Genomic DNA, 19,581 nt, shown 5'->3' on the forward strand with positions numbered 1-19,581 from the left:
CGTCAGAAGCTCCAGGCGAACAGTGGATAAGGGAGCGAGAGGCCCCATACGAAGACCGCGGCGGCGAAGATCGCCATGACGGCCGTCAGGATGGCGACCTCGCCCGGCCGGAATTCGTGGCCGGCGTAGGCCGAGACTGCGATCAGCAACGCCACGGCCGGCACCAGGCCCAGGCGTTCGATCGCCGCCCCGAACAGGATGATCGACAGGGTGACCAGGGCCAGCGGCAGCCAGGCCCAGATGCCGTCGACGGCAACCCCGCTACGCAGGCCCCGCAGGAGGATCACCCCGCCAAACCCGACCAGCAGCAGGCTCAGCACCCTCGGAAAGTAGCCGGGCCCCATCTCGGTCGAGGACCCGAACTCATACCGGAGTGCAATCAGCAGGCCGATGGCGCCAAGCGCGATGAAGATCAACCCGGCCAGCGCGTCCTGATTTCCCGCGAGCTTTGATTTCATAAGGCCTCTCGGTCAGCCGGCAAGACGGAAGCGTCTCACGCTACCATCCTGCCGGCGATGTCCGCCCTGCCAAGGTGTCAGTCGGGCACCTTGATGTCGGCCGCCTTGATGACGGCGGTCCACTTCGGAACGTCCGTCCGGATCAGCGTGGCGAACGTCTCGGCGCTGCCGCCCAGCGCGTCGGCACCGGCGGCGCGCAGCCTGGCCTTGGTGTCCGGCATCTCCAGCACCCGATTCAGTTCGGCATTGAGGCGGGCGATGATGGCCGGCGGCGTGCCGGCCGGGGCCGCCAGGCCCCACCAGGTGGCGGCGTCGGAGTTCTTGATGCCGCTTTCCTCGAAGGTGGGAACGTCGGGCAGGTCCGCGTCGCGACGGGTCGAGAAGAGCGCGATCGGACGCAGCACGCCCTCCTTGATCTGGACCATCGCCGACGGCAGCGAGGAGACGTAGATGTCGACCCGCCCACCCATCAGGTCGGGCAGCGCCTGTGCGGCACCCTTGTAGGGGATATGCCGGTACTTCACCTGGGCCAGTTGCTGCAGCAACTCGCCGGCCAGATGGGAGCTCGTCCCGATGCCGGGCGAGGCGAAGGTCATCTTGCCGCCCTTGGCCTTGGCCGTGGCCAGCAGGTCGTCGACCGACTTGATCGCCGATTCCTTGGCGACGACGAGCACCTGGGGTGCCGTCGCGGCGAGCCCGATCGGTGCGAAGTCCTTGATCGGATCGTAGTTGGCCTTGCCGAGGATGGGGTTGATCACGAGGTTGGCGTTCTGCGCCATGACAATCGTGTAGCCGTCGGCGGCTGCCTTGCCGGCGAGGCTGAGCCCGACGCTGCCGCCGCTGCCCGGCTTGTTGTCGACGACGAACGTCCAGCCGGTGGATTCACCGAGCTTGGTCGCGATCACGCGCGAGACGACGTCGGTGCCGCCGCCGGGCGGGAAGGGGACGACGAGGCGGATGGGCTTGGTCGGATAGTCCTGTGCGATGACGGCCGACGATGCGACGACGCCAAGCGCCACTGCGCCGGCCAGAATGCGTGCGGTCCTCATGCTGGTTTCCTCCTCCTGTCGGTGCCGGCGGCGCTTCGGCCGCTTTGGTCCATTTCGATCGCCCGCCTGCTTCAGGCAGCGGTATCCGCATAGCCAGGGTTGACGTTGGCGCGCGGATCGAACCGCCGGCCCGCGATCACGTCGAGCGCCTGCTCGATCGCGCGGATTCCCACGCGCTCGGCCGCCTCCCGGGTGTTCGCGCCGACATGCGGCGTCATCACGACGTTCGGCAGGTTCGCCAGCGGATTGTCGGCCGGCGGCTCGCTCGGGAAGCAATCGATTCCGGCGCCGGACAGGGCGCCGCCGGACAGGGCGGCGGCAAGCGCCTCGTGATCCACCAGGCCGCCCCGCGCCGTGTTGATCAGCACTGCCCCGGGTTTCATCAGGGAAAGGCGGCGGGCGTCGATCAGGTTGCGGTTATCCGCCGTCAGCGGCGCGTGGAGGCTGACGATGTCGCTCTGGCGGAGCAGGTCGTCGATGTCGCCGACGATCTCCACGCCCGCGATGTCGCCGCGGAAGAACGGGTCATAGCCGCGGATGTGCATGCGCAGCGGGCGAACCAGCTCGACCAGGGCGCTGCCGATACTGCCGAGGCCGACGATGCCGAGCGACCGGCCGAAGAGCTCATGGCCGAAGCTGGTGGCCTTGTCCCAGTGGCCCGCACGCATCCGGGAATCGAGCCACGCCGTCCGGCGCATCACGGCGAACATCAGTCCGAAGGCGTGCTCGGCGACCGACTGCGCATTGGCGCCGTGGGTGATCAGCACCGGGATGCGACGGCGCGTGGCACTGGCGAGGTCGATCGTATCGACGCCGATGCCGTGCTTCACGATCACCTTCAGGGTCGGGGTTGCGCCGATCACCTCGTCGGTGACGTGGGCGGCGCGCACGATGATCGCATCGGCCCGCTCTGCCGCGGCAAGGGCCGCGATCTCGGCCGGTGGTGTGTACGGCTTCAGCGTCAGGACGCGCGCGCCGAGACGCGCCGCGGTCTCCATGGCCGGCGGGGCCAGTGCTGCGCCCGTGACGATGATCGTCGAACCCATGCCGTCCCCCCTCGCCACGCTTCTTCCCCAACGCCCCGGGCGCTTGAGCGCGCCTCATCAGCATCACCGGATGCGACAGCGCATGCCGGTCGATGCTGGAGGAATATCACCCTGGCCCTGGTCGTCCAAGTAAAATGAAACGGCGTTGCGATTTTCGGCGGTCGCCGGCATCAGCCGTGCAGCGCACCGCCCAGCGCCTTGGTGAGGACGGCGGCGGCACCTATCAGGGTCGGCGCGATCTCCCCGGCGCGGTCGCGGGTGAGGCGGGACGCGGGGCCGGTCACGGCGAGGGCACCCAGCAGGCGCCCGCCCGCACCGAAGACCGGCATCGCCATGGATGCGACGTGGGCGTCGGTGACCCCGCTGGAATAGATCGGATGTCCGGCCTCGACGCTCGTCCCGGTGGCGGCGAGGTCGGGCAGGCGCAGCACCTGGGCGATCGAGGACCCGTCCATCGGGCGAAGGTCGCCTGGCCGGACGTGCATCCGGAGCGGCGAGGGCGAGTCGACGCGGAACAAACACAGCCGCTGCTCGCCGCGCCGGATGTAGAAGGAGGCCGTTTCGCCCGATGCCGCCACCAGCTTCTCAAGGGCCGGCATGGCGTGGGCCTCCAGCGCGAAGGACTGGAGGTAGACCGATCCCAACCGCGCGATCTCGGTACCGAGGCGATAGCGCCCGTCGCCCAGCCGCTCCATCAGCCCAAAGCGTTCCAGCGAGATGCACAGGCGCATGATCGTGCTCTTCACCAGTTGGGTTCGCTGGGCGAGCTCGGTCAGTTCCAGGGCATCGTCGCCGCGCCGGAACGCCGTCAGCACCGTCAGCAGCCGGTCCGCCGATGCCACGCCTTCGAGCTTGGGTCGCGCCTTCGTCTTTCGTTCGACCATCGTTTGGTAGCCGTAAGCTGAATCATCCTGCGCGACGATCATCGCGAGCCCGGACGACCATCCTCTGCCACTGGATCTGTCATGGCGAGCCCACCGACGCCATAGTCCAGGTGCGCGCATACGATATCCGAACGGATGCCCTGCTGAAGCGGAGCACTACCCACCATGCGACTGACGACGTCGGGGCCCACCGATCGATCGGTGGGCCTGCCGACCGGCGGCGCAATTCTTCAGTCCAGCAGCTCGGCCAGTTCGATCAGGTTGCCGAACGGGTCGCAGAAGAAGGCGAGCTTGCGGCTGATGACCGGCAGGACGAACGGCTCGGTCACGATGGTCACGCCGCGCCCGCGCAGCGTCTCGACCGTCGCGTCGACGTTCGACACGTTGAGGCAGAAGTGGTGCAGGCCGCGATATTTCAGGCTGTCGCCCAGGTCGACATAGGGCCTGGCTTCCACCGGGGCCGGCTCGCCGCCGCCCAGGATCTCGATATAGAAGCCGTCGTCGGCCGCCGGCGCCAGGTAGGCTAGCTGCTCGTCGGCATAGGGCCATTCGGCGACCACGCGGAAATCCAGCTTTTCGAGGTACCAATCCCGCGCGGCCGCGTATTCGGGCGTGCGGATGGCGACGTGGTGGCCGCGCATGTCGGCGAAGACCGATGCCGTGTTCCTGGCGGGCGGGATGAAGTCGGCCATGGAAGTACTCCTCGCGTCGGCCGGTCCCGGCACCATTGCCGGCGGCGACAGGCGGAGAATTGCGCGATACGACCGAGATGATTAGCTTGCCAATGATGATATCACTGCTGATCATAGTTCAGTAATGAGGCCGCTTGATCTGGCCGAGCTTGCCGCCTTCGAGGCGGTGGCCCGCCACCGCAGCTTTCGCCGCGCGAGCGAGGAGCGGGGCGTCACCGCGTCCGCGGTCAGCCATGCCGTCGGCAACCTGGAAGCCCGCATCGGCATCCGGTTGCTGAACCGGACGACGCGCAGCGTCTCCCTCACCGATGCCGGGGCGATGCTGCATGCCCGCCTGTCGCCGGCGCTGGGGGACATCGGGTCGGCGCTCGACGGGCTGAACCAGTTCCGCGACACGCCATTCGGCAAGGTCCGGATCAATGCCCCCAGTTCCATCGCCCCCTTCGTCCTCGGGCCCGTGCTGGGCGGATTGATCGCGGCCAACCCGCATCTCGACCTGGAGATCGTCGCCACCGACCAACTGGTCGACATCGTCGCCGAAGGGTTCGACGCCGGCATCCGCCTGGGCGAGAGCCTGGGCGCGGGCATGACCGCCGTGAAGATCGGGCCGCGCCTGCGGTTCGCCGTCGTCGGCTCGCCCGACTATTTCGCGCGCCGCCCGATGCCGCGGACGCCGGACGACCTCGGCGGGCATGTCTGCATCCAGAACCTGTATCCGAGCGGTGCGCGCTACGCATGGGCATTTGCCAGGGGCGGCCGCTCGGTCGATTTCCAGCCGACCGGCCCGCTGTCCACGGACAACCACGAGCTCATGGTCGAGGCGGCCCTGGCTGGCCTGGGTCTCGCCTATGTCTGGGAAGACCGGGCAGCAGCGGCCATCGGCGATGGCCGCCTGGTGCGCTGCCTGGAAACCTGGTGCCCGCCGGAGGACTGGCTCTATCTGTACTACCCGACGCGCAAATACATCTCGGCCGGCCTGCGCGCCGTCATCCAGGCGATGCGGATCTGATCCCCGCCGACGGTAGGCTCGACGGCCCGGCCTATTCCCGCCGTTCCGTCCAGGCGCCCCGCTGCACCGTGAACAGGGCCAGGGTCCCGGCAAGAGTCAACGGTGCGGTCGCCGTGAGCTTGATCTGATAGCCGCGCTGCTCCCACCGCTTCTCGTAGTAGCATTGGTAGGTGGCGTCGGAGAGGCGCTCGAACTGCTGGATCGGTGACGGCGTGTCGCCGGTCCACTCCGCCCGGTAGGTGTCGCGCGTGCCGTTCGGCAGGGCGCGGAACAACTCCGCCTCGGCCGTGGTCAGCGATAGTTGTGCGGTGGCCGCAGCGGTATCGCAGAGCTCCTTGGCGATCCGATATCCCAGCGACTGCGCTGCCGCGGGAGACGCGGCGGCGGCCAGAATGGCCGCGGCAACCGAACAGCGAAATCCAACACCCATGCTCGCCCCCGATCTCTGGCATCCGCGGGTGCGATAGCGCGGATCCGCCGGCGGTGTCGAGGGGTGGCGTGGGCAGCGGCCCACGGCCTTCATTCATGGGCAGGATCGATAGGCTCTATCGGTCGTCGATGGCTAATCCCGACCGCCGAACTTCTCCATCTTGATGGCATCAAGCATTGGAAAGTCGGGACGATGAAGCTCCTTGCATGGACGCTGCTGACTTGCAGCCTGGCCTCTTCGGCGATCGCGCAGGGTGCTGGCCCCGCTGCCACGGCCGATATCTCTGCCGTATCGCCGGCGCTGGAGAAGTACCGGCAGCGACTGTTCGGGGAAGTGTGGCAGCGGCCCGACCTGTCGCCGCGCGATCGCAGCGTCGTCACCGTTGCGGTCCTGATCGCCCGCAACCAGCCGGTCGAGATGCCCCACCACTTCGCGCTGGCGCTCGATCACGGCGTCACGCCGGCGGAGCTGTCGGAGATCATCACTCACCTGGCCTTCTATTCCGGCTGGGGCAACGCGATGACGGCGGTCGCGGCGGCGAGCGACCTGTTCGCCCGGCGCGGCATCGGGGCCGACCAGCTTCCGCCCGCCTCGCCCCCATTGCTGCCGATCGACGCGGCGGGCGAGGCCGACCGCGCGACCCGGGTGCAGCAAAGCGCCGGGCCGGTATCGCCGGGCCTGGTGCAGTACACCGGCGACATCCTCTTCAAGGACTTGTGGCTGCGCCCGGGCCTGGCACCGCGCGACCGCAGCCTCGTCACGGTCAGCTCGCTGATCGCGCTGGGGCAGGTGGCGCAGATGCCGTTCCACCTCAACCGGGCGATGGACAACGGCCTGACCAAGGCGCAGGCGGCGGAGGTCATCGCCCACATCGCCTTCCATGCCGGCTGGCCCAACGCCTTCTCGGCCGTGCCGATCGCCCGCGAAGTGTTCGAGCGGCGGCCCGGCTGACCCCGTCCGCGAAAGGAGCCATGATCATGAAGTCCCTGAATGCGGCCGCCGTCTCGCTGGCGCTCTGCGCGACGCCGGCCGCCGCGCAGACCATCGAGATCTCCCCCAACGGGGCCCGGCCGTCGGCCGGCGGTCCGGCCCAGTATTTCTCCGGCGCGGTCGTGGTCGACCCGCTTTTCGGGGTGAAGGAGCATATTCCGGCGACGGGCGGCCTCGTCACGTTCGCGCCGGGTGCCCGTTCTGCCTGGCACACGCATCCGGCCGGGCAGACCCTGATCGTCACGGCGGGGACGGGCTGGGTGCAGGAGTGGGCCGGGCAGCGCCGCGAGATCCGGCCCGGCGACGTCGTCTGGATTCCGCCGGGGGTGAAGCACTGGCACGGCGCGACCGCCGCCAACGGCATGAGCCACATCGCCATCACCGGCATGCTGGGCGGCCGGAACGTGGACTGGCTGGAGCAGGTCGGCGACGACCAATATCGCCAGTAAGGGCAACATCGCCGGCAAGCATTGCGCCGGCGGATCGGATGGATGCTAGAACCTCGCGGCCGTCGACCGCGACTGCCGGTCGTCGTTTCCAAGGGGGCATCCATGCAAGGCGCTGCACGCTGGTTCTTCACCTTCGCGGTTCTCTACGCCATCGTCGGGATGGGGCTCGGCCTGAAGATGGGCATCACGCATGTGCATGACCAGATTCCGACCCATGCCCACATCATGCTGGTCGGCTGGGTCAATTCGGCCCTAATGGGGTTCTTCTACCACCTGTTCCCCGTGGTCGGCGCGTCGCGCCTGGCCTATGCGCATCTGCTGCTGCAGACGGCCGGCACCGTCGTGATGACGGCCTCGCTGTGGCTCATCTACTCCGGGAACACGGCGTTCGAGGCCGGCGCGGGGATCGGCTCGATCGGTGTCCTGGCCGGCATGGCCCTCTTCGCCTGGATCGCGCTGCGCCAGATCTGGAAAGGCTGATCCCACGGATCGCGAATTCGAACCAACCCCGCCGGGACCCCCCTCCCGGCAGGGTTGGCGAGGCGCCGGGCCGCTGGACTGGGAGCGATCGCGCCGGCACCTCGAATAGAGGAAAGCGCCGGCCGCCCCGAACGTTCCTGCGAGGCGTCGGCCGCCCGGCTCGAACGGGACCGGGCTCGAACGGGACCGGGGTCGAACGGGACCGGGGTCGAACGGGATGGCCGGCCTGCCACCGGAGCGAATATGCTGCGGCCCCGGGCACGCTTTCGGCCCGGCCGGAGGGGAAGTCGCCATGGGACGGGGTTTCACGGTAGCGGTTGCCGGTCTGGTGCTGGCACTGGCAGCGGGCGACGTGGCGGCGCAGGGGGCCGCCCGGCGCGTCATCCGAGATTGTGCCGAATGTCCCGAGATGGTGGTCCTGCGCGGCGGCACCTACATGATGGGTGCAATGAACGAGGAGATGGGACCCCTCCACGACATCACCGATGCGCAGCCGCAGCACGACGTGAAGGTGAAGGCCTTCGCGATCGGCCGGCTGGAGGTGACGCAGGCCCAGTGGGCGGCCGTCATGGGCGGCCCGGCCGGCGCCAACCCGGGCCCGAACCTGCCCGTCGAGCAGGTGTCGTGGGATGAGGTGCAGCAGTTCATCCAGAAGCTGAATGCCCGCACCGGGAAGCGCTATCGCCTGCCGACCGAGGCGGAGTGGGAGTACGCCGCGCGCGCCGGCGGCTTCACCGACTACGCCTTCGGCGACGACGCGGCCGGCCTGCCCGCCCATGGCTGGTATCAGGCCAACGCCAATGGCCGGACCCAGCCGGCCGGCACCCGCCGGGCCAATCCGTTCGGCCTGCACGACATGCACGGCAATGTCTGGGAATGGGTGCAGGACTGCTACGGCATCGACTATGTCGGGGCGCCGACCGACGGTACGGCGGTCGAGCGCGGCGGACCCTGCCTGCGGGTCGCCCGCGGCGGCGGCTGGAACAGCCGGGCCGAGGACCTGCGGTCGGCCAACCGGTCGGCGATCGCCCAGGACGAACGCAACCCGGCCGTGGGTTTCCGGCTCGCCCGGACGTTGCCATAGTCGATATCGCCAGGGGTGGCGCGCGCACCCGGCAAATATACTTCGTGTAGAAGGAGGCGCTTGGTCGTACAGTGCGCGCCTTGCCGCCTGTCGATATTTTTGCGCCCCCGCGTCCGGAGTCGAGCTGCCAGGCATTTTCCGGCATCGGATCGTGGCGCGCTCTTGCGGATATTTATCTGTCGACTTGTCGCGCGGCCGTCGCCGGCGCCGGGTGCCGCCTGGCGCTATGAAAGGATACTCGGGATGACTGGGAAAATGGGCCAGACGCGGGCCATATTCACGATCTGCCGCCATCTCGAAGGTTGGGCGGTGGAGCATGACGGCAAGATGCTCGACCACACCTCGTCCAAGGACGAGGCGAAGGCATCGGCCAACAAGCGCGCCCGCCTGCTGCAGGATGCCGGCAGGCCCTGCCAGGTGAATGTCGCCGGAGAGACTGGGTTGTTCGGCTTCGGCGACCGGGTGATGCGCTAGCAATGGAAAAAGCGGCGCGGAAGGGAGGGTGTCCTTCCGCGCCGTCGAGTTCCTTCAGGGAGGGAGGTACGAGCAATACGCTCGCTTCTTCCAACGGGATGGCCGCCTCCGGGTTCCCGGCCTAGCCGGCGCTGGGGATCCCCGCCACCAGGATCCAGACGCCGATCGCCGCGAAGATCATCGCCGCGGCGATCCGGACATAGTGCAGCGGCACGATCCGCGTGCAGGCTTCCGCCAGATAGACCGCGGGGACGTTGGCCAGCATCATGCCGGCCGTGGTGCCGAGCGTGACCAGCACGATGCCCTCGAACCGTGCCGCCAGCAGCGACGTCGCGATTTGCGTCTTGTCGCCGATCTCCACCAGGAAGAACGCGATCAGGGTCGCGACGAAGACGCCGCCGCCGGAACGGATGGCGGTGCCGTCGTCGGCCTTGTCGGGTACGAGCGCCCAGGCGGCCATGACCAGGAACGCGACACCCACCAGGATCTGGAAGGTCGGGCCGGTCAGCCACTGCGCCAGCAGGTAGCCCAGGCTGGCGGCGGCCGCGTGGTTGAGCAGGGTGGCGGCCAGGATGCCGAGGATGATCGGCACCGGCCGGCGGAACTTCGCCGCCAGCACGATCGCCAGCAGCTGGGTCTTGTCTCCGATCTCGGCGATCGCGACGACGCCGGTGGAGATCCAGAATGCTTCCATGATTGATCCGGGGCCGGAAACGCACGACGACACCCATCCCCCGTCGGCCCAGTTCCCGAGAGGCAGGTATCGTCGGTCTCGCCAATCCAGATCGAAACGATCGATCCGCTGCCGGCGCCATGGCCATCGCTGGCCAAGTGTGTTGACGCGGGCTCCGCTGGGTTACGCGGACGGCTACTCCCCGAAGGTACGGCCTTGCTACAGGACGCTGCTTCGCCCGTAAAGACCCTTGTTGCAATATGGGTATTGCGACCGATTATCAGTCGCGAGAGCGACGGAACATGACCATCAGGTTGTTGGCCGGCATCGGGCGGATCGCGTCCAGGCGGAAGCCGGACCGGGAGGCCAGCGGCAACACCTCGCTTTCGAGGCAGCGCACGCCCCAGCGCGCATCGCGCGCCTGCAGGCTGCGGTCGAACTCGGCATTGGAGGTCGCGGTGTGCACGCCGTTGCGGCGAAACGGTCCATAGAGCAGCAGGGGGGCGTCGGCCCTGTCCAGGGTCCGGGCGGCACCGGCGAACAGTCCCTCGGCTGCGGCCCAGGGGGCGATGTGGATCATGTTGCAGCAAAGAACCGAACTGGCCGAGGCTAAGGGCCACGTGGCGGCGGTGACGTCGAGCAGCAGGGCCGGGCGGATGCGGGCACCGTCGCCGGCCCGCGCATGGCCGTCGATGTCGGCAAGCGAATCGACCGCGCCGTCGGTCGGTTGCCATTCGATGGTGCCTGGCAGGCGCGCGGCCATGTACGCAGCATGCTCGCCCGTGCCGCTGGCGATCTCCAGCAGCAGGCCGGACGGCGGCAGCACGTCGACGAGTACCGCCAGGATGGCGTCGCGGTTGCGGGCGGTGGCCGGCGCGTGGCGTGGCTGGGACATGGCGGAAACCGCTTCTTTCGGATTAGGCTCTGGCCCTGCCGGTCGCCGGCAACTGCCTGCGTGCTCCCGCCGGGCCGAGCAGAGTGGAGGAACTGGGAATGGAGACTACCGCGTTTCGCGAACGGCTGCGCCATGACGGCTATGGCGAGGCCGAGGACAAGAGCCTGCCGCCCGGCGAGAGCCGCGCCGAGCATGCCCATCATTTCGATGTGGCCGCCATGGTCCTGGACGGTGACATCACCCTGACCTGCGGCGATGTCCGCACCACCTATCGGCCGGGCGACGTCTTTACGATGGAAGCCGGCAAGATGCATTGCGAGGATGTGGGCCAGGCCGGCGTGCGCTACCTGGTCGGCCGTCGGGAATAGGGTGGTTTGACAGGCCCCCGCGATCCGGGCAGTCTTGCTTTACTTCGACGTCTTCAAAGCGAGGGTGTGATGAGCAAGAATGTTTGCCTGGCTGCGCTGCGCGAAGTCGTCAAGCAGGCGGATCTCGCAGGCTTCCAGAAGTCGAGCGAGCTGGCAACCGTGCTGCGGTCGGAATCGTCCAAGGTCGGTAAGCGCGGGAATTGATTCCGACGCTTGCACAGGGGGTATCGCATGAAGTCCATCGAGCTGAAGACCATTCGCGACCAGTTGCAGGCCGCTCCTCCGGTTGGTTTCCACGGCCCTCGAGAGGGTATCGCCAAGTCCGGCAAGTCGCAGGCGGGCAAGCGGCAGCCGCGCGCATAGGCGGCTGCGGCCGTCCGCTTGTCCACATCGTCTGACGCCTGCCTGATTCGCTGCCCGGCTGCCCCAAGGCGGCCGGGCACTTCTCGTTCCGGGCGGTAGGCGCGCGTGCTGGAATTCCGGCCTGGCGCCGATCGCGGCCGGCTGTTGGATCAGGTGGTCCGTGCCGACTTTGCCGCCAGCCTCGGCGGCTTGCTCGAAGCGTTCGCGCGCCAGGACGCGATCGGGCCGGCTGAGACCGCCGACGTGATGGCGGCGATCGCGCGCCCCTCGGCCCCGCCCGGCATGGTCGCGGCCTATGCGGGCCTGGTCGAGGCGATCTATGGCGACCAGCACGACCGGGTGATGGCGTGCCTGGAGGCGCTGGTGGACGCTGCCCGCCGCCCGCCCGAGCCGGAGATCCAGTTCGCCACGCTGGAGGACGCCAAGCTCGGCCCAGGCCAGGCGGCGCGCTATCGGGCGCTGTTCGACGACGACCCTGCGGCACCGCTCGGCATCGTCCCCGCCGAGCCGACCGGCGTCGATGCCGGCTCGGCCCTGGCGCGCTCGGCGCTGGCGTTGCTCGACCGCGCGGCGCCGGAACTGAGTGGCGAGATCCGTGCGCTGCTGCGCCAGATCGTGTTCGTCCGCAGCGTCGACGGCGATCCGGCCGATCGCTTCCAGGGGGCATCGGTGTTCCTGGTCTGGGGTGCCGTCCTGCTCAACCTCGAGGAACAGCCCGATCGCCTGACGATGGCGGAGTCGCTGGCGCACGAGACCGGCCACAGCCTGCTGTCGGGCTTCACGCGCGGCCGGCCACTGGTCGAGAACGATCCGGCCGATCGCTATCGCTCGCCCCTGCGCAGCGATCCGCGGCCAATGGACGGCATCGTCCATGCCACCTACGTCACCGCGCGCATGCACTACTGCCTGGAGCGGCTGCTGGCGTCCGATGCGCTGGATGCTGTCGAGCGCAGCCAGGCGACGACCCGGCTGGCGACGCACCGCCAGGCCTTCGGCCAGGGGCTGGCCGTCGTCGATGCCCATGCGCGCTTCACCCCGGTCGGCCAGGCAGCCTTCGCGCCGGCGCGGGACTACATGGCCGGGCGGCCGGGCTGACGGCGGGATCGGCCGGCGCCGGCCCTGCCGACGCGGCTGCGCCGATCCGGTCGCTGCGGGTGGGGAGCCTGTCGGGCGCCAATCGGCTGGCCACGCGCTCGGTCGTGGTGGCCAAGGTCGCCGGCAGCTACGACGCCGGCCTCTGGCGGGCGACCCTGGAACTGGGCCGGCGGGTGCGGGCCGAGGCGTTTCCCGATGATCCGGGTGAGGCCGCGCCCACCATCCTGCGCGACGCGGTCGAGCGGCTGTGCGATCGGCTTTGCGTCTTCATGGAATTGCCCAGGCCGGCGCTGGTGCGCACGCCGATGGGAGATGCCAGCCGCGACACCGTGCTGCTGCCCGGGCCGCAGATCCATGTCATCGGCGTCCTCCGCCTGGCGATCGAGATGCTGGCGACGGCAGCCGCCGGCCCCTCGTCCGAGGACGCGGTCGACCGCTTGCGCGACCGGCTGCTGGAGCATCGGCGGCTGGCGCTGATCGTGTTCCGCGGCTCACGCGGCCCGCTGGTGAAGGCCGCCATCCGGCGCAACATGCCCTGGCGCTTCCTCAGCTTCGCCGACCACCTGCTGCAGTTCGGCGAGGGTCGCCGCGCCCGTCGACTCGCGGCATCGGGCTCGACCGAGACGCGGGAGGTGGCGCTCTCGCTGGCCAGCGACAAGCGCACCGGCAGCACGGTGCTGCGCCGCGCCGGCCTGCCCGTCGCCCGCCAGGCGGAGGTGGCATCCCCGGGCGATGTGATGCGCCTGGCGGCCGAGGTCGGCTACCCCCTGGTGATCAAGCCCTATGCCCTGCGGCGGCAGACCGGCATCCGCTTCGTCTATCGGCCAGAGCAGATCGAGGCCGAACTGAAGGCCGCGGCCAGCCATGGCGTGGGCGTCGTGGCCGAGAGCTTCCTGCCCGGCCCGGAGCATCGGGTCCTGGTGCTCGACGGGCGCGTCATCGGCGCCTTCGAGCGACCGGCGCCGCAGGTCGTGGGCGATGGCCGTTCGACCATCGCGCAACTGGCCGCCGTCCTCAACGGGGCTGGCCGGGGCGAGCGGCATCAGGGCTTTGCCCTGCATCCCGTGCTGATCGACGAGCAGAGCCACGCCTTCCTGGAAAGCCGCGGCTGGTCGGTCGACTCGGTTCCTCCGCCCGGGGCGGTGGTGGAAACCCACCCCTTGCCCTTCGTCGGCTTCGGCGGGGGCGCCCGGCTCGACAGCACCGAGCGCATCCACCCCGACAACCATGCCCTGGCGGCGCGCGCGCTGGCGGCACTCGATCTCGACCTGGGCGGGATCGACCTGCGCATCCCGGACATTTCCCTATCCTGGCGGGAGGTCGGCGCCGGCATCTGCGAGGTCAACCCGCGGCCCGACCTTGGCGCCCACTACCTGCCGGGGCTGGATCGCGACGTCGCCGGCATCGTGCTCGACCGGCGCGGCCCGCCCGACGGCCACGGCCGGATGCCGCACATCCTGGTCGTCGGCGATGGCGACCTTGCAGAGCGGGCGCGGGCGATCGCGGAGGCCCTGCATCGGGCGTTCGGCTGGAAGGTCGGCCTGGCGACCGGCGACGGCGTATGGCTGGGGCATGTCGTCCTGCCCGCCGATCGCTGGGCTGGTCTCGCGACGGCGACGCTTTTCGTCGAGGATCCGACCCTCGATGCTGCCGTCCTTGCCATCCGCCGCGACCTCCTCTTCGCCGAGGGGGCCGGCACCGAGCATCCCGACCTGGTGCTGACGGAACCGGAGGTCCCGGGAAGCGCCAGTCCCGTGATGGGATTCCTTCGGGCGGCAGGCGCGCGTATCCTGCCACTGCCCGCGACCGCGGCGGCAGCGGCCGACCTGGCCGTCGCGGGCCTTCGCCGCTTCAGGATCGGATTGCCGCCATCATGACACCAGTACCGCCATCCTTCGCGGGCGACCCCGTGCCAGCCGTTCGCGAAGTCGACGCCACCGGGCCGGTGGCCGCGATTTTCGCCGACCTCCGCGCCACGCTGGGGGTGCCGCTCGTAAACCTGGTGTGGCGGCACCTGGCGACGATGCCGGCCGCGCTCGACTGGTGCTGGTCCAGCGTGAAGCCGCTCTACGCCTCGGGCGCGGTCGCGGGCGAGATGGGGCGGATGCACGCGCGGATGGTCCTGCCGGACGTGCCGCGCCTGCCGGCCGCCGCATTGCGCGCCGTTGGGCTGGACGCCACGGCGGAGGGGAATGTGGCTGCCATGCTGCGCAGCTACGACCGCGGCAACTCGATGAACCTGCTGGCCTTCATGGCGATGCTGGCCCGCCTCGATGGCGCACCCGCCGGCACCGCGCCGCAGCGGGCCGACCTGCCGCCGCTGGCGGGCGACCTGCTGCCCTTGCTCGATCTGGCGCGGATGGAGCCGCCGGTGGCTGAACTGGCCGTGGCGCTGAACCGCATCGGCCAGCCGGGCGGGGTCGACGGCCCGATCCTGGCCAGCCTCTATCGCCACCTCGCCCATTGGCCGGCCTACATGGCCCTGGCCTGGACGGTCCTGGAGCCGCTCGACCGCCGTGGCGACCTGGCGGCGGCGATCGCCACCACCCGGTCGGCCGCCCAGGCCGGCGGGCGCGCGCTGCTGGCCGAAATGCCGGCGGCGCGCGACGAGCCGGGGCCGGAGGCGCGCGCGTTCGTCCGGGCCGGGCTGTCCTTGTTCGCCGACCATGGCATCGCCCGGATGACGACGGTGGGCCGCCTGCTGCTGGCGGCCCACCCCGAATCCTAGAGGCGCGGCGCCTCGATCCCGGCCTCGTCGGCGGCGGCCTGGAGGAGGGCGGTGACGTCGCGGCCGCCCAGCCCGAGCTCGCTGCGGGCCCGCTCCATGGCGGCGCGCACGGCGGTGCCGACATGGGCGGGCGCGCCGACGGCGGCCGCGGCCCCGACCCCGATCGACAGGTCCTTGTAGGCAAGGTCGAGCGCGAAGCCGGGCTCGATGTCGCCGGCCAGCGCCTTGGTCGGCCAGTACAGCTTCAGATGGTCGTTGGACGACAGCGAGTTGGTCATCACCTCGAAGAGCGTGCGCGCCGGCAGCCCCAGCTTGGCGGCCAGCGTGAAGGCCTCGGCATTGAGCTGGCAGAGGCACATGGCGACGTAGTTGTTGACGATCTTGAGGCCGATGCCGCTGCCGGGCGGCCCGGCATGGATGATCTTCGTCCCCATTGCCTCCAGCACGGGCATGATGCGCGCAAGGTCGGCATCGGTTGCCCCCACCATGAACAGGCACTCGCCGCGCTCGGCATGGGCGGGCGACCGGCCGACGCCCGCATCGACAAAGGCGATGCCGGCCTGGCCCAGCCGCTCGGCCATGCTGCGGCTGGCTTCGGGCGCGATCGTGCTGGTGTCGAGATGCAGCATCCCCGGGCGCCCGTGCCGCAGCAGCCCGTCGGGGCCGGCCACCACGGCCTCGACGTCGGGCGTGTCGGGCAGCATGGTGACGAGAATGTCTGATCGACCGATCAATGCCTGCAGGTCGGGCGCGATGGCGGCACCGGCGGCGGCGACCTTTTCGCTGCGTGCCGGCACGCGGTCGAGCACCGTCACCTGGTGTCCCTTGGTCGCGAGGTTGGTGGCCATCGGGCCGCCCATGTTGCCGAGTCCCACGAAGCCGATGCGTTCCGCCGAGGCTGCCATGTCGCCACCTTTCCTAGAATCCGTCGCGGCGAAGGCTAGGGAACCCCGCAAAGCTCTGCAATGGATGCGATCTTCCGCGCAGCCTATTTACTGGGCACGGATGTTGGCCCTCTAATTGCCTTGTAAGAGATGCGCCCCGGTCGTGCCGGGCTCGGGGCTCAAAAGGGGGAAGGACCAGCACCGATGGACCAGTTCCTGAGTTCGAGCCTAAGCCGTCGTCGACTTCTTCAAGCTGCTCTCGGGGCCGCCGCGGTGGGAGCCGGGATGGGCTTTCCCTGGTCCAAGGAAGCCCTGGCCCAGGGCTGGGCCGACCGCCCCAAGGGCAAGGTCGACAAGCTGAACTTCGTGGTCTGGACCTACGGCGATATCTACACGAAGATCGCCCAGAAGTTCGAGCAGGACTGGGGGGTGAAGGTCGAATCGACGATCTCGTCCTTCAACGATCACCCGACCAAGCTGGCGACGATGTTTGCCGGCGGCGAGGCGATCGACGTTTCGCAATCCTCGCCCTTCTCGTTCCCCGCCTTCATCAAGCAGGGCTTGGTCGAGCCCCTGACCGGGCTGCCGGGCATCGACGAGTATGTGAAGGATTTCAGCGGCTTCACCAAGGAAGTCGCGGTCGTCGACGGCAAGCCCATGGGGCTGCCCTACTTCTCGGCGATCTGGGTGTGGAACTACTACGAGACGATGCTCGAGAAGCTGAAGATCGACAAGCCGTTCACCACCTACGAGGAATTCATCGAGCATTGCGTGAAGGCCAAGAAGGACGGCGTCAGCCGCTATCCCGTCCTGTGGGTGGCCGGCGTCGGGCTCGAGCAGCTTCCCGGCACCTGGTACTCGATCGTCGCCAACAAGGGTGGCAAGTTCTTCGACAAGGATGGCCGCCACATGCTCGGGCCGGGCTCCATCGCCCGCGAGGTGCTGAAGTGGTGGGCCAACACCTTTGAGAAGGGGCTCGACATCGCCGACCCCGAATCCCTCAAGATGCAGTTCACCACCTCGGCCAAGGCGTTCGGCGCCGGCAACAACCTCTATCGCGGGCCGAACCATCACTATGGGCTGAACGTCGTCAACGATCCGGCCCAGTCGCCGATCGCCGGCAAGGTGAAGGTGCATGGCTTCCCGGGCGATGGCCGCACCATCGGCGTCACCCATGTCTACTTCCTCAACTCCGCCAATCGCGACAAGGAATGGGCCTGGAAGCTGCTGCAATACCTGGGCGGCAAGACCAAGGACGGCGTCTACACCCAGGCCATGGGCCTGGCCAAGGATGCGATGCTGGGGTCGGGCTACAACTCGGTGATGGCGTCCGACGTGGTGAAGACCGGATGGCGGCCCTGGGGCGAGCCCGAGAAGATCCTGGCGATGTGGGAGAAGGCGACCTACATCGGCGAGATCTGCAACTCGGTCTACCAGCCCTGGCACTTCCCCTGGACCGACCAGCTCAACATCGAGGTGCAGAAGACCCTGACCGGCCAGATCACGGCCGACCAGTGCTGCGACAACCTGATCAAGGGCATCGACGACGCCAAGCGGAAGGCGCGCTGACGGCGGCCGGCAGGAAAGGCGAGCCGCCATGGCCGAGCAGGCCACCGGCGGCGGCGCGGGGGCCTTGACGGTTCCCGCCCGCCGTCCGTTCTGGAAGCGGGAGCTGCCGGTCGGCTGGCTCGCTTTCTTCATGAACACCCCCTCCATCATCGTGCTGGCGGGGGTGCTCGCCTATCCGATCTATTATGCCGGATACCTCTCGCTGCATCAGGTGGGCCTGGCCCAGATGCGGCGCGGGGTCTTCCCGTTCTACGGATTCCAGAACTACTCGAACCTGTTCGAGGACGCGCTGTTCTGGCTGGCGCTGAAGAACACCATCATCTTCACCACTTTCGTGGTGACGGTGGAGGTGGTGCTGGCCATCGCCATCGGCCTCCTGCTGATGCAGACCAGCGTCTGGACCTCGCGCGTCACCCGCTTCCTGATGCTGCTGCCATACGCGGTGCCGCCGATCGCCAACGGGCTGATCTGGTCCTTCATCTATAACTTCAAGTTCGGCTTCCTCAACCGGGTGCTGCTGACCACGGGCTTGATCAGCGAGCCGATCAACTGGGCGGGCAATGCCGACACCGCGCTCTTCGCGGTCGCCGTCCCCTACATCTGGCGCACCCTGCCGTTCGCGGTGCTGCTGGTCTATGCCGCCCTCCAGGGCATCAACCGCGACCTCTACGAGGCGGCGGCCGTCGATGGCGCGTCGGCCTGGCGGCGCTTCTGGCACATCACCTTGCCGCTGCTGCGGCCGATCATCGTCGTCATCCTGATCCTGCGCACGTCCTTCGCCTTCGCGGTGTTCGAGGAGGTGATGGCGATCACCCAGGGCGGGCCGGGCGATGCCACGTGGGTGGCGGCCTGGTACGGCTACAAGGTCTCGTTCGCGCCACCCTTCAACATCGGCATGGGCGCGGCGTCGGCCTATGTGCTGGCGCTGATCATCGGGCTGTTCGCCATCGCCTACGTGAAGGTGCTCTACCGGAGGACGACCTGATGCTGCGGCCGACCTTCCTCGGCCGGCTGGCGCTGCACGGCGCCAACCTGGCCGTGATCCTGTTCCTGCTGTTCCCGATCTTCGCCGTCGTCATCGGCTCGGTGCAGTCGGAACGCACGCTCCAGGCCGACACGCGCGCTATCCTGCCGCCCGAATACACCTTCGACAATTTCCGCGTCATCCTGACCCAGGGCGAGCAGAAAGGCCGGGTTTTCGAGCAGGCGACCTACCTGCCGGACAACATCAAGGCGTTCTACAGCGCCTTCCTGAACAGCCTGATCGTGGCGGTCAGCGTCACCGTCCTGACGCTGGTCCTGGGGTCGCTGTCTGCCTACACGATCGCGCGGCTGCGGGTGCCATGGACCGCCTGGTTCCTGCAGATCAACATCGTCGCGCGCTTCGTGCCGATCATCGTCCTGATGATTCCGCTCTACGTGATGTTCCGATCGGGCGGCATGCTGAACTCACTCTGGGGGGTGATCATCGCCCAGACCGGGTTCCTGCTGCCCTATGCCATCCTGATCCTGGCACCATACTTCGAGACCATATCGTTCGAGTTGGAGGAGGCGGCCCGCATCGACGGCTGCTCGCGCTTCGGGGCGTTCCTGCGCATCGTCCTGCCGCTCAGCACGCCCGGCCTGTCGTCTTGCGGCGCCATCATCTTCATTATCTCGTGGCAGGACCTCCTGATCACCATGATCCTCAACTCCCGGCGGGAATTCATGACCCTGCCGGTCATCATCTCGAGTCTGGTCGGGGACGTGCACGTCTTCTTCAATCTGCTCATGGCCATCTGCCTGCTGGCGTTGTTGCCGTCGGTGGTCCTGGTGATGCTGCTGCAGAAGTACGTCGTCCAGGGCCTCTCGGCCGGGGCCGTCAAGGGGTAGGGCGCGACGCGGCCGGTCGGCCATTCGGTCGACCGGCCTATTGACAGACAATCTTACGGGATGACATCTCTGTGGGTGCCGCCATTCCT

The 19,581-nt window shown here is 68.7% G+C and carries 24 protein-coding genes and 1 riboswitch; of the genes, 15 read left to right on the plus strand and 9 right to left on the minus strand.

What is annotated here, in order from left to right; translation table 11 throughout:
* Positions 1–2: 2 nt before the first annotated feature.
* The 5 genes from STVA_RS10815 to STVA_RS10835 all read right to left on the minus strand — a co-directional run bounded on the left by STVA_RS10815 (position 3) and on the right by STVA_RS10835 (position 4,129).
* Positions 3–458, minus strand: a complete 456-nt coding sequence (locus STVA_RS10815) for a tripartite tricarboxylate transporter TctB family protein (protein WP_123687968.1) — start codon at positions 456–458, stop codon at positions 3–5.
* Positions 459–535: 77 nt separating this feature from the next.
* Positions 536–1,507, minus strand: a complete 972-nt coding sequence (locus STVA_RS10820) for a Bug family tripartite tricarboxylate transporter substrate binding protein (RefSeq protein WP_123687969.1) — start codon at positions 1,505–1,507, stop codon at positions 536–538.
* A gap of 71 nt (positions 1,508–1,578) precedes the next feature.
* Positions 1,579–2,505 carry an NAD(P)-dependent oxidoreductase gene (locus STVA_RS10825; protein ID WP_197735841.1) on the minus strand — a complete coding sequence of 309 codons (927 nt, stop codon included), beginning with the start codon at positions 2,503–2,505 and terminating at the stop codon, positions 1,579–1,581.
* Between the two features lie 218 nt (positions 2,506–2,723).
* A complete protein-coding gene (locus tag STVA_RS10830) occupies positions 2,724–3,437 on the minus strand; it encodes an IclR family transcriptional regulator (protein ID WP_123688770.1) in 714 nt (237 codons plus the stop codon).
* Between the two features lie 230 nt (positions 3,438–3,667).
* Complete coding sequence (locus tag STVA_RS10835) at positions 3,668–4,129, minus strand: VOC family protein (protein WP_123687971.1); 462 nt, start codon at positions 4,127–4,129, stop codon at positions 3,668–3,670.
* Positions 4,130–4,253: 124 nt separating this feature from the next.
* Between STVA_RS10835 and STVA_RS10840 the strand changes: the two genes are divergently transcribed.
* Complete coding sequence (locus tag STVA_RS10840) at positions 4,254–5,138, plus strand: LysR family transcriptional regulator (protein ID WP_123687972.1); 885 nt, start codon at positions 4,254–4,256, stop codon at positions 5,136–5,138.
* Positions 5,139–5,169: 31 nt separating this feature from the next.
* Here the strand turns inward: STVA_RS10840 and STVA_RS10845 are convergent, their stop codons facing one another.
* Positions 5,170–5,568, minus strand: a complete 399-nt coding sequence (locus STVA_RS10845) for a hypothetical protein (protein WP_123687973.1) — start codon at positions 5,566–5,568, stop codon at positions 5,170–5,172.
* A 192-nt stretch (positions 5,569–5,760) separates the two neighbouring features.
* On the opposite strand from STVA_RS10845, the gene STVA_RS10850 reads away from it, so the two are divergent.
* From STVA_RS10850 to STVA_RS10870, 5 genes are all read left to right on the plus strand, one after another.
* Positions 5,761–6,519, plus strand: coding sequence for a carboxymuconolactone decarboxylase family protein (locus tag STVA_RS10850; protein ID WP_123687974.1), 759 nt, complete (start codon positions 5,761–5,763; stop codon positions 6,517–6,519).
* Positions 6,520–6,545: 26 nt separating this feature from the next.
* A complete protein-coding gene (locus tag STVA_RS10855; RefSeq protein ID WP_123688771.1) occupies positions 6,546–7,007 on the plus strand; it encodes a (R)-mandelonitrile lyase in 462 nt (153 codons plus the stop codon).
* 102 nt (positions 7,008–7,109) lie between these two features.
* Positions 7,110–7,487: a hypothetical protein gene (locus tag STVA_RS10860; RefSeq protein WP_123687975.1), complete on the plus strand. Its 378-nt coding sequence runs from the start codon at positions 7,110–7,112 to the stop codon at positions 7,485–7,487.
* Between the two features lie 292 nt (positions 7,488–7,779).
* On the plus strand, positions 7,780–8,571 hold the full coding sequence (locus STVA_RS10865; protein WP_123687976.1) for a formylglycine-generating enzyme family protein: 792 nt from the start codon (positions 7,780–7,782) through the stop codon (positions 8,569–8,571).
* 243 nt (positions 8,572–8,814) lie between these two features.
* Positions 8,815–9,045 (plus strand): hypothetical protein, encoded by a 231-nt coding sequence (locus tag STVA_RS10870; protein WP_197735842.1) that lies wholly within the window; start codon positions 8,815–8,817, stop codon positions 9,043–9,045.
* A gap of 121 nt (positions 9,046–9,166) precedes the next feature.
* On the opposite strand, the gene STVA_RS10875 is transcribed toward STVA_RS10870, so the two are convergent.
* Entirely contained in the window at positions 9,167–9,739 is a 573-nt protein-coding gene (locus STVA_RS10875; protein ID WP_123687978.1) for a TMEM165/GDT1 family protein, read from the minus strand.
* A gap of 5 nt (positions 9,740–9,744) precedes the next feature.
* A riboswitch (yybP-ykoY riboswitch) is annotated at positions 9,745–9,927 on the minus strand.
* A gap of 71 nt (positions 9,928–9,998) precedes the next feature.
* Positions 9,999–10,613 carry a DUF938 domain-containing protein gene (locus STVA_RS10880; protein WP_123687979.1) on the minus strand — a complete coding sequence of 205 codons (615 nt, stop codon included), beginning with the start codon at positions 10,611–10,613 and terminating at the stop codon, positions 9,999–10,001.
* A 98-nt stretch (positions 10,614–10,711) separates the two neighbouring features.
* Here STVA_RS10880 and STVA_RS10885 point away from each other — a divergent pair, with 98 nt between their 5' ends.
* From STVA_RS10885 to STVA_RS10900, 6 genes are all read left to right on the plus strand, one after another.
* Positions 10,712–10,981 (plus strand): cupin domain-containing protein, encoded by a 270-nt coding sequence (locus STVA_RS10885; RefSeq protein ID WP_123687980.1) that lies wholly within the window; start codon positions 10,712–10,714, stop codon positions 10,979–10,981.
* Between the two features lie 69 nt (positions 10,982–11,050).
* Complete coding sequence (locus tag STVA_RS28345; RefSeq protein ID WP_276330447.1) at positions 11,051–11,185, plus strand: hypothetical protein; 135 nt, start codon at positions 11,051–11,053, stop codon at positions 11,183–11,185.
* A 27-nt stretch (positions 11,186–11,212) separates the two neighbouring features.
* Positions 11,213–11,344, plus strand: a complete 132-nt coding sequence (locus tag STVA_RS28350) for a hypothetical protein (protein ID WP_276330448.1) — start codon at positions 11,213–11,215, stop codon at positions 11,342–11,344.
* Positions 11,345–11,449: 105 nt separating this feature from the next.
* Positions 11,450–12,439, plus strand: a complete 990-nt coding sequence (locus tag STVA_RS10890; RefSeq protein ID WP_123687981.1) for an aKG-HExxH-type peptide beta-hydroxylase — start codon at positions 11,450–11,452, stop codon at positions 12,437–12,439.
* A 59-nt stretch (positions 12,440–12,498) separates the two neighbouring features.
* Complete coding sequence (locus STVA_RS10895) at positions 12,499–14,316, plus strand: ATP-binding protein (protein ID WP_123687982.1); 1,818 nt, start codon at positions 12,499–12,501, stop codon at positions 14,314–14,316.
* A complete protein-coding gene (locus tag STVA_RS10900; RefSeq protein ID WP_142235742.1) occupies positions 14,313–15,167 on the plus strand; it encodes a hypothetical protein in 855 nt (284 codons plus the stop codon). Before STVA_RS10895 ends, STVA_RS10900 begins: the two co-directional genes overlap by 4 nt.
* Here STVA_RS10900 and STVA_RS10905 read toward each other — a convergent pair.
* Positions 15,164–16,072 (minus strand): NAD(P)-dependent oxidoreductase, encoded by a 909-nt coding sequence (locus tag STVA_RS10905; RefSeq protein WP_123687984.1) that lies wholly within the window; start codon positions 16,070–16,072, stop codon positions 15,164–15,166. The two genes, STVA_RS10900 and STVA_RS10905, sit on opposite strands and share 4 nt — an antisense overlap.
* A gap of 264 nt (positions 16,073–16,336) precedes the next feature.
* Here STVA_RS10905 and STVA_RS10910 point away from each other — a divergent pair, with 264 nt between their 5' ends.
* The 3 genes from STVA_RS10910 to STVA_RS10920 are packed head-to-tail and all read left to right on the plus strand — an operon-like array spanning position 16,337 to position 19,492.
* A complete protein-coding gene (locus STVA_RS10910) occupies positions 16,337–17,620 on the plus strand; it encodes an extracellular solute-binding protein (protein WP_170216283.1) in 1,284 nt (427 codons plus the stop codon).
* Between the two features lie 28 nt (positions 17,621–17,648).
* Positions 17,649–18,605 carry a carbohydrate ABC transporter permease gene (locus tag STVA_RS10915; RefSeq protein WP_123687986.1) on the plus strand — a complete coding sequence of 319 codons (957 nt, stop codon included), beginning with the start codon at positions 17,649–17,651 and terminating at the stop codon, positions 18,603–18,605.
* Positions 18,605–19,492, plus strand: a complete 888-nt coding sequence (locus STVA_RS10920) for a carbohydrate ABC transporter permease (RefSeq protein ID WP_123687987.1) — start codon at positions 18,605–18,607, stop codon at positions 19,490–19,492. Before STVA_RS10915 ends, STVA_RS10920 begins: the two co-directional genes overlap by 1 nt.
* Positions 19,493–19,581 lie beyond the last annotated feature (89 nt).

The sequence above is a fragment of the Stella humosa genome, assembly GCF_006738645.1.
GTDB classification, from domain to species: domain Bacteria; phylum Pseudomonadota; class Alphaproteobacteria; order ATCC43930; family Allostellaceae; genus Allostella; species Allostella humosa.

Bases quoted from the DNA above. Each gene is read 5' to 3' on its own strand.
- STVA_RS10860 (WP_123687975.1), top strand. From the start codon at position 7,110: ATGCAAGGCGCTGCACGCTGGTTCTTCACCTTCGCGGTTCTCTACGCC.
- STVA_RS10900 (WP_142235742.1), top strand. From the start codon at position 14,313: ATGACACCAGTACCGCCATCCTTCGCGGGCGACCCCGTGCCAGCCGTT.
- STVA_RS10830 (WP_123688770.1), bottom strand. From the start codon at position 3,437: ATGGTCGAACGAAAGACGAAGGCGCGACCCAAGCTCGAAGGCGTGGCA.
- STVA_RS10820 (WP_123687969.1), bottom strand. From the start codon at position 1,507: ATGAGGACCGCACGCATTCTGGCCGGCGCAGTGGCGCTTGGCGTCGTC.
- STVA_RS10915 (WP_123687986.1), top strand. From the start codon at position 17,649: ATGGCCGAGCAGGCCACCGGCGGCGGCGCGGGGGCCTTGACGGTTCCC.
- STVA_RS10845 (WP_123687973.1), bottom strand. From the start codon at position 5,568: ATGGGTGTTGGATTTCGCTGTTCGGTTGCCGCGGCCATTCTGGCCGCC.
- STVA_RS10905 (WP_123687984.1), bottom strand. From the start codon at position 16,072: ATGGCAGCCTCGGCGGAACGCATCGGCTTCGTGGGACTCGGCAACATG.
- STVA_RS28350 (WP_276330448.1), top strand. From the start codon at position 11,213: ATGAAGTCCATCGAGCTGAAGACCATTCGCGACCAGTTGCAGGCCGCT.
- STVA_RS10920 (WP_123687987.1), top strand. From the start codon at position 18,605: ATGCTGCGGCCGACCTTCCTCGGCCGGCTGGCGCTGCACGGCGCCAAC.
- STVA_RS10840 (WP_123687972.1), top strand. From the start codon at position 4,254: ATGAGGCCGCTTGATCTGGCCGAGCTTGCCGCCTTCGAGGCGGTGGCC.
- STVA_RS28345 (WP_276330447.1), top strand. From the start codon at position 11,051: ATGAGCAAGAATGTTTGCCTGGCTGCGCTGCGCGAAGTCGTCAAGCAG.
- STVA_RS10815 (WP_123687968.1), bottom strand. From the start codon at position 458: ATGAAATCAAAGCTCGCGGGAAATCAGGACGCGCTGGCCGGGTTGATC.
- STVA_RS10885 (WP_123687980.1), top strand. From the start codon at position 10,712: ATGGAGACTACCGCGTTTCGCGAACGGCTGCGCCATGACGGCTATGGC.
- STVA_RS10870 (WP_197735842.1), top strand. From the start codon at position 8,815: ATGACTGGGAAAATGGGCCAGACGCGGGCCATATTCACGATCTGCCGC.
- STVA_RS10850 (WP_123687974.1), top strand. From the start codon at position 5,761: ATGAAGCTCCTTGCATGGACGCTGCTGACTTGCAGCCTGGCCTCTTCG.
- STVA_RS10910 (WP_170216283.1), top strand. From the start codon at position 16,337: ATGGGCTTTCCCTGGTCCAAGGAAGCCCTGGCCCAGGGCTGGGCCGAC.
- STVA_RS10855 (WP_123688771.1), top strand. From the start codon at position 6,546: ATGAAGTCCCTGAATGCGGCCGCCGTCTCGCTGGCGCTCTGCGCGACG.
- STVA_RS10880 (WP_123687979.1), bottom strand. From the start codon at position 10,613: ATGTCCCAGCCACGCCACGCGCCGGCCACCGCCCGCAACCGCGACGCC.
- STVA_RS10825 (WP_197735841.1), bottom strand. From the start codon at position 2,505: ATGGAGACCGCGGCGCGTCTCGGCGCGCGCGTCCTGACGCTGAAGCCG.
- STVA_RS10865 (WP_123687976.1), top strand. From the start codon at position 7,780: ATGGGACGGGGTTTCACGGTAGCGGTTGCCGGTCTGGTGCTGGCACTG.
- STVA_RS10875 (WP_123687978.1), bottom strand. From the start codon at position 9,739: ATGGAAGCATTCTGGATCTCCACCGGCGTCGTCGCGATCGCCGAGATC.
- STVA_RS10835 (WP_123687971.1), bottom strand. From the start codon at position 4,129: ATGGCCGACTTCATCCCGCCCGCCAGGAACACGGCATCGGTCTTCGCC.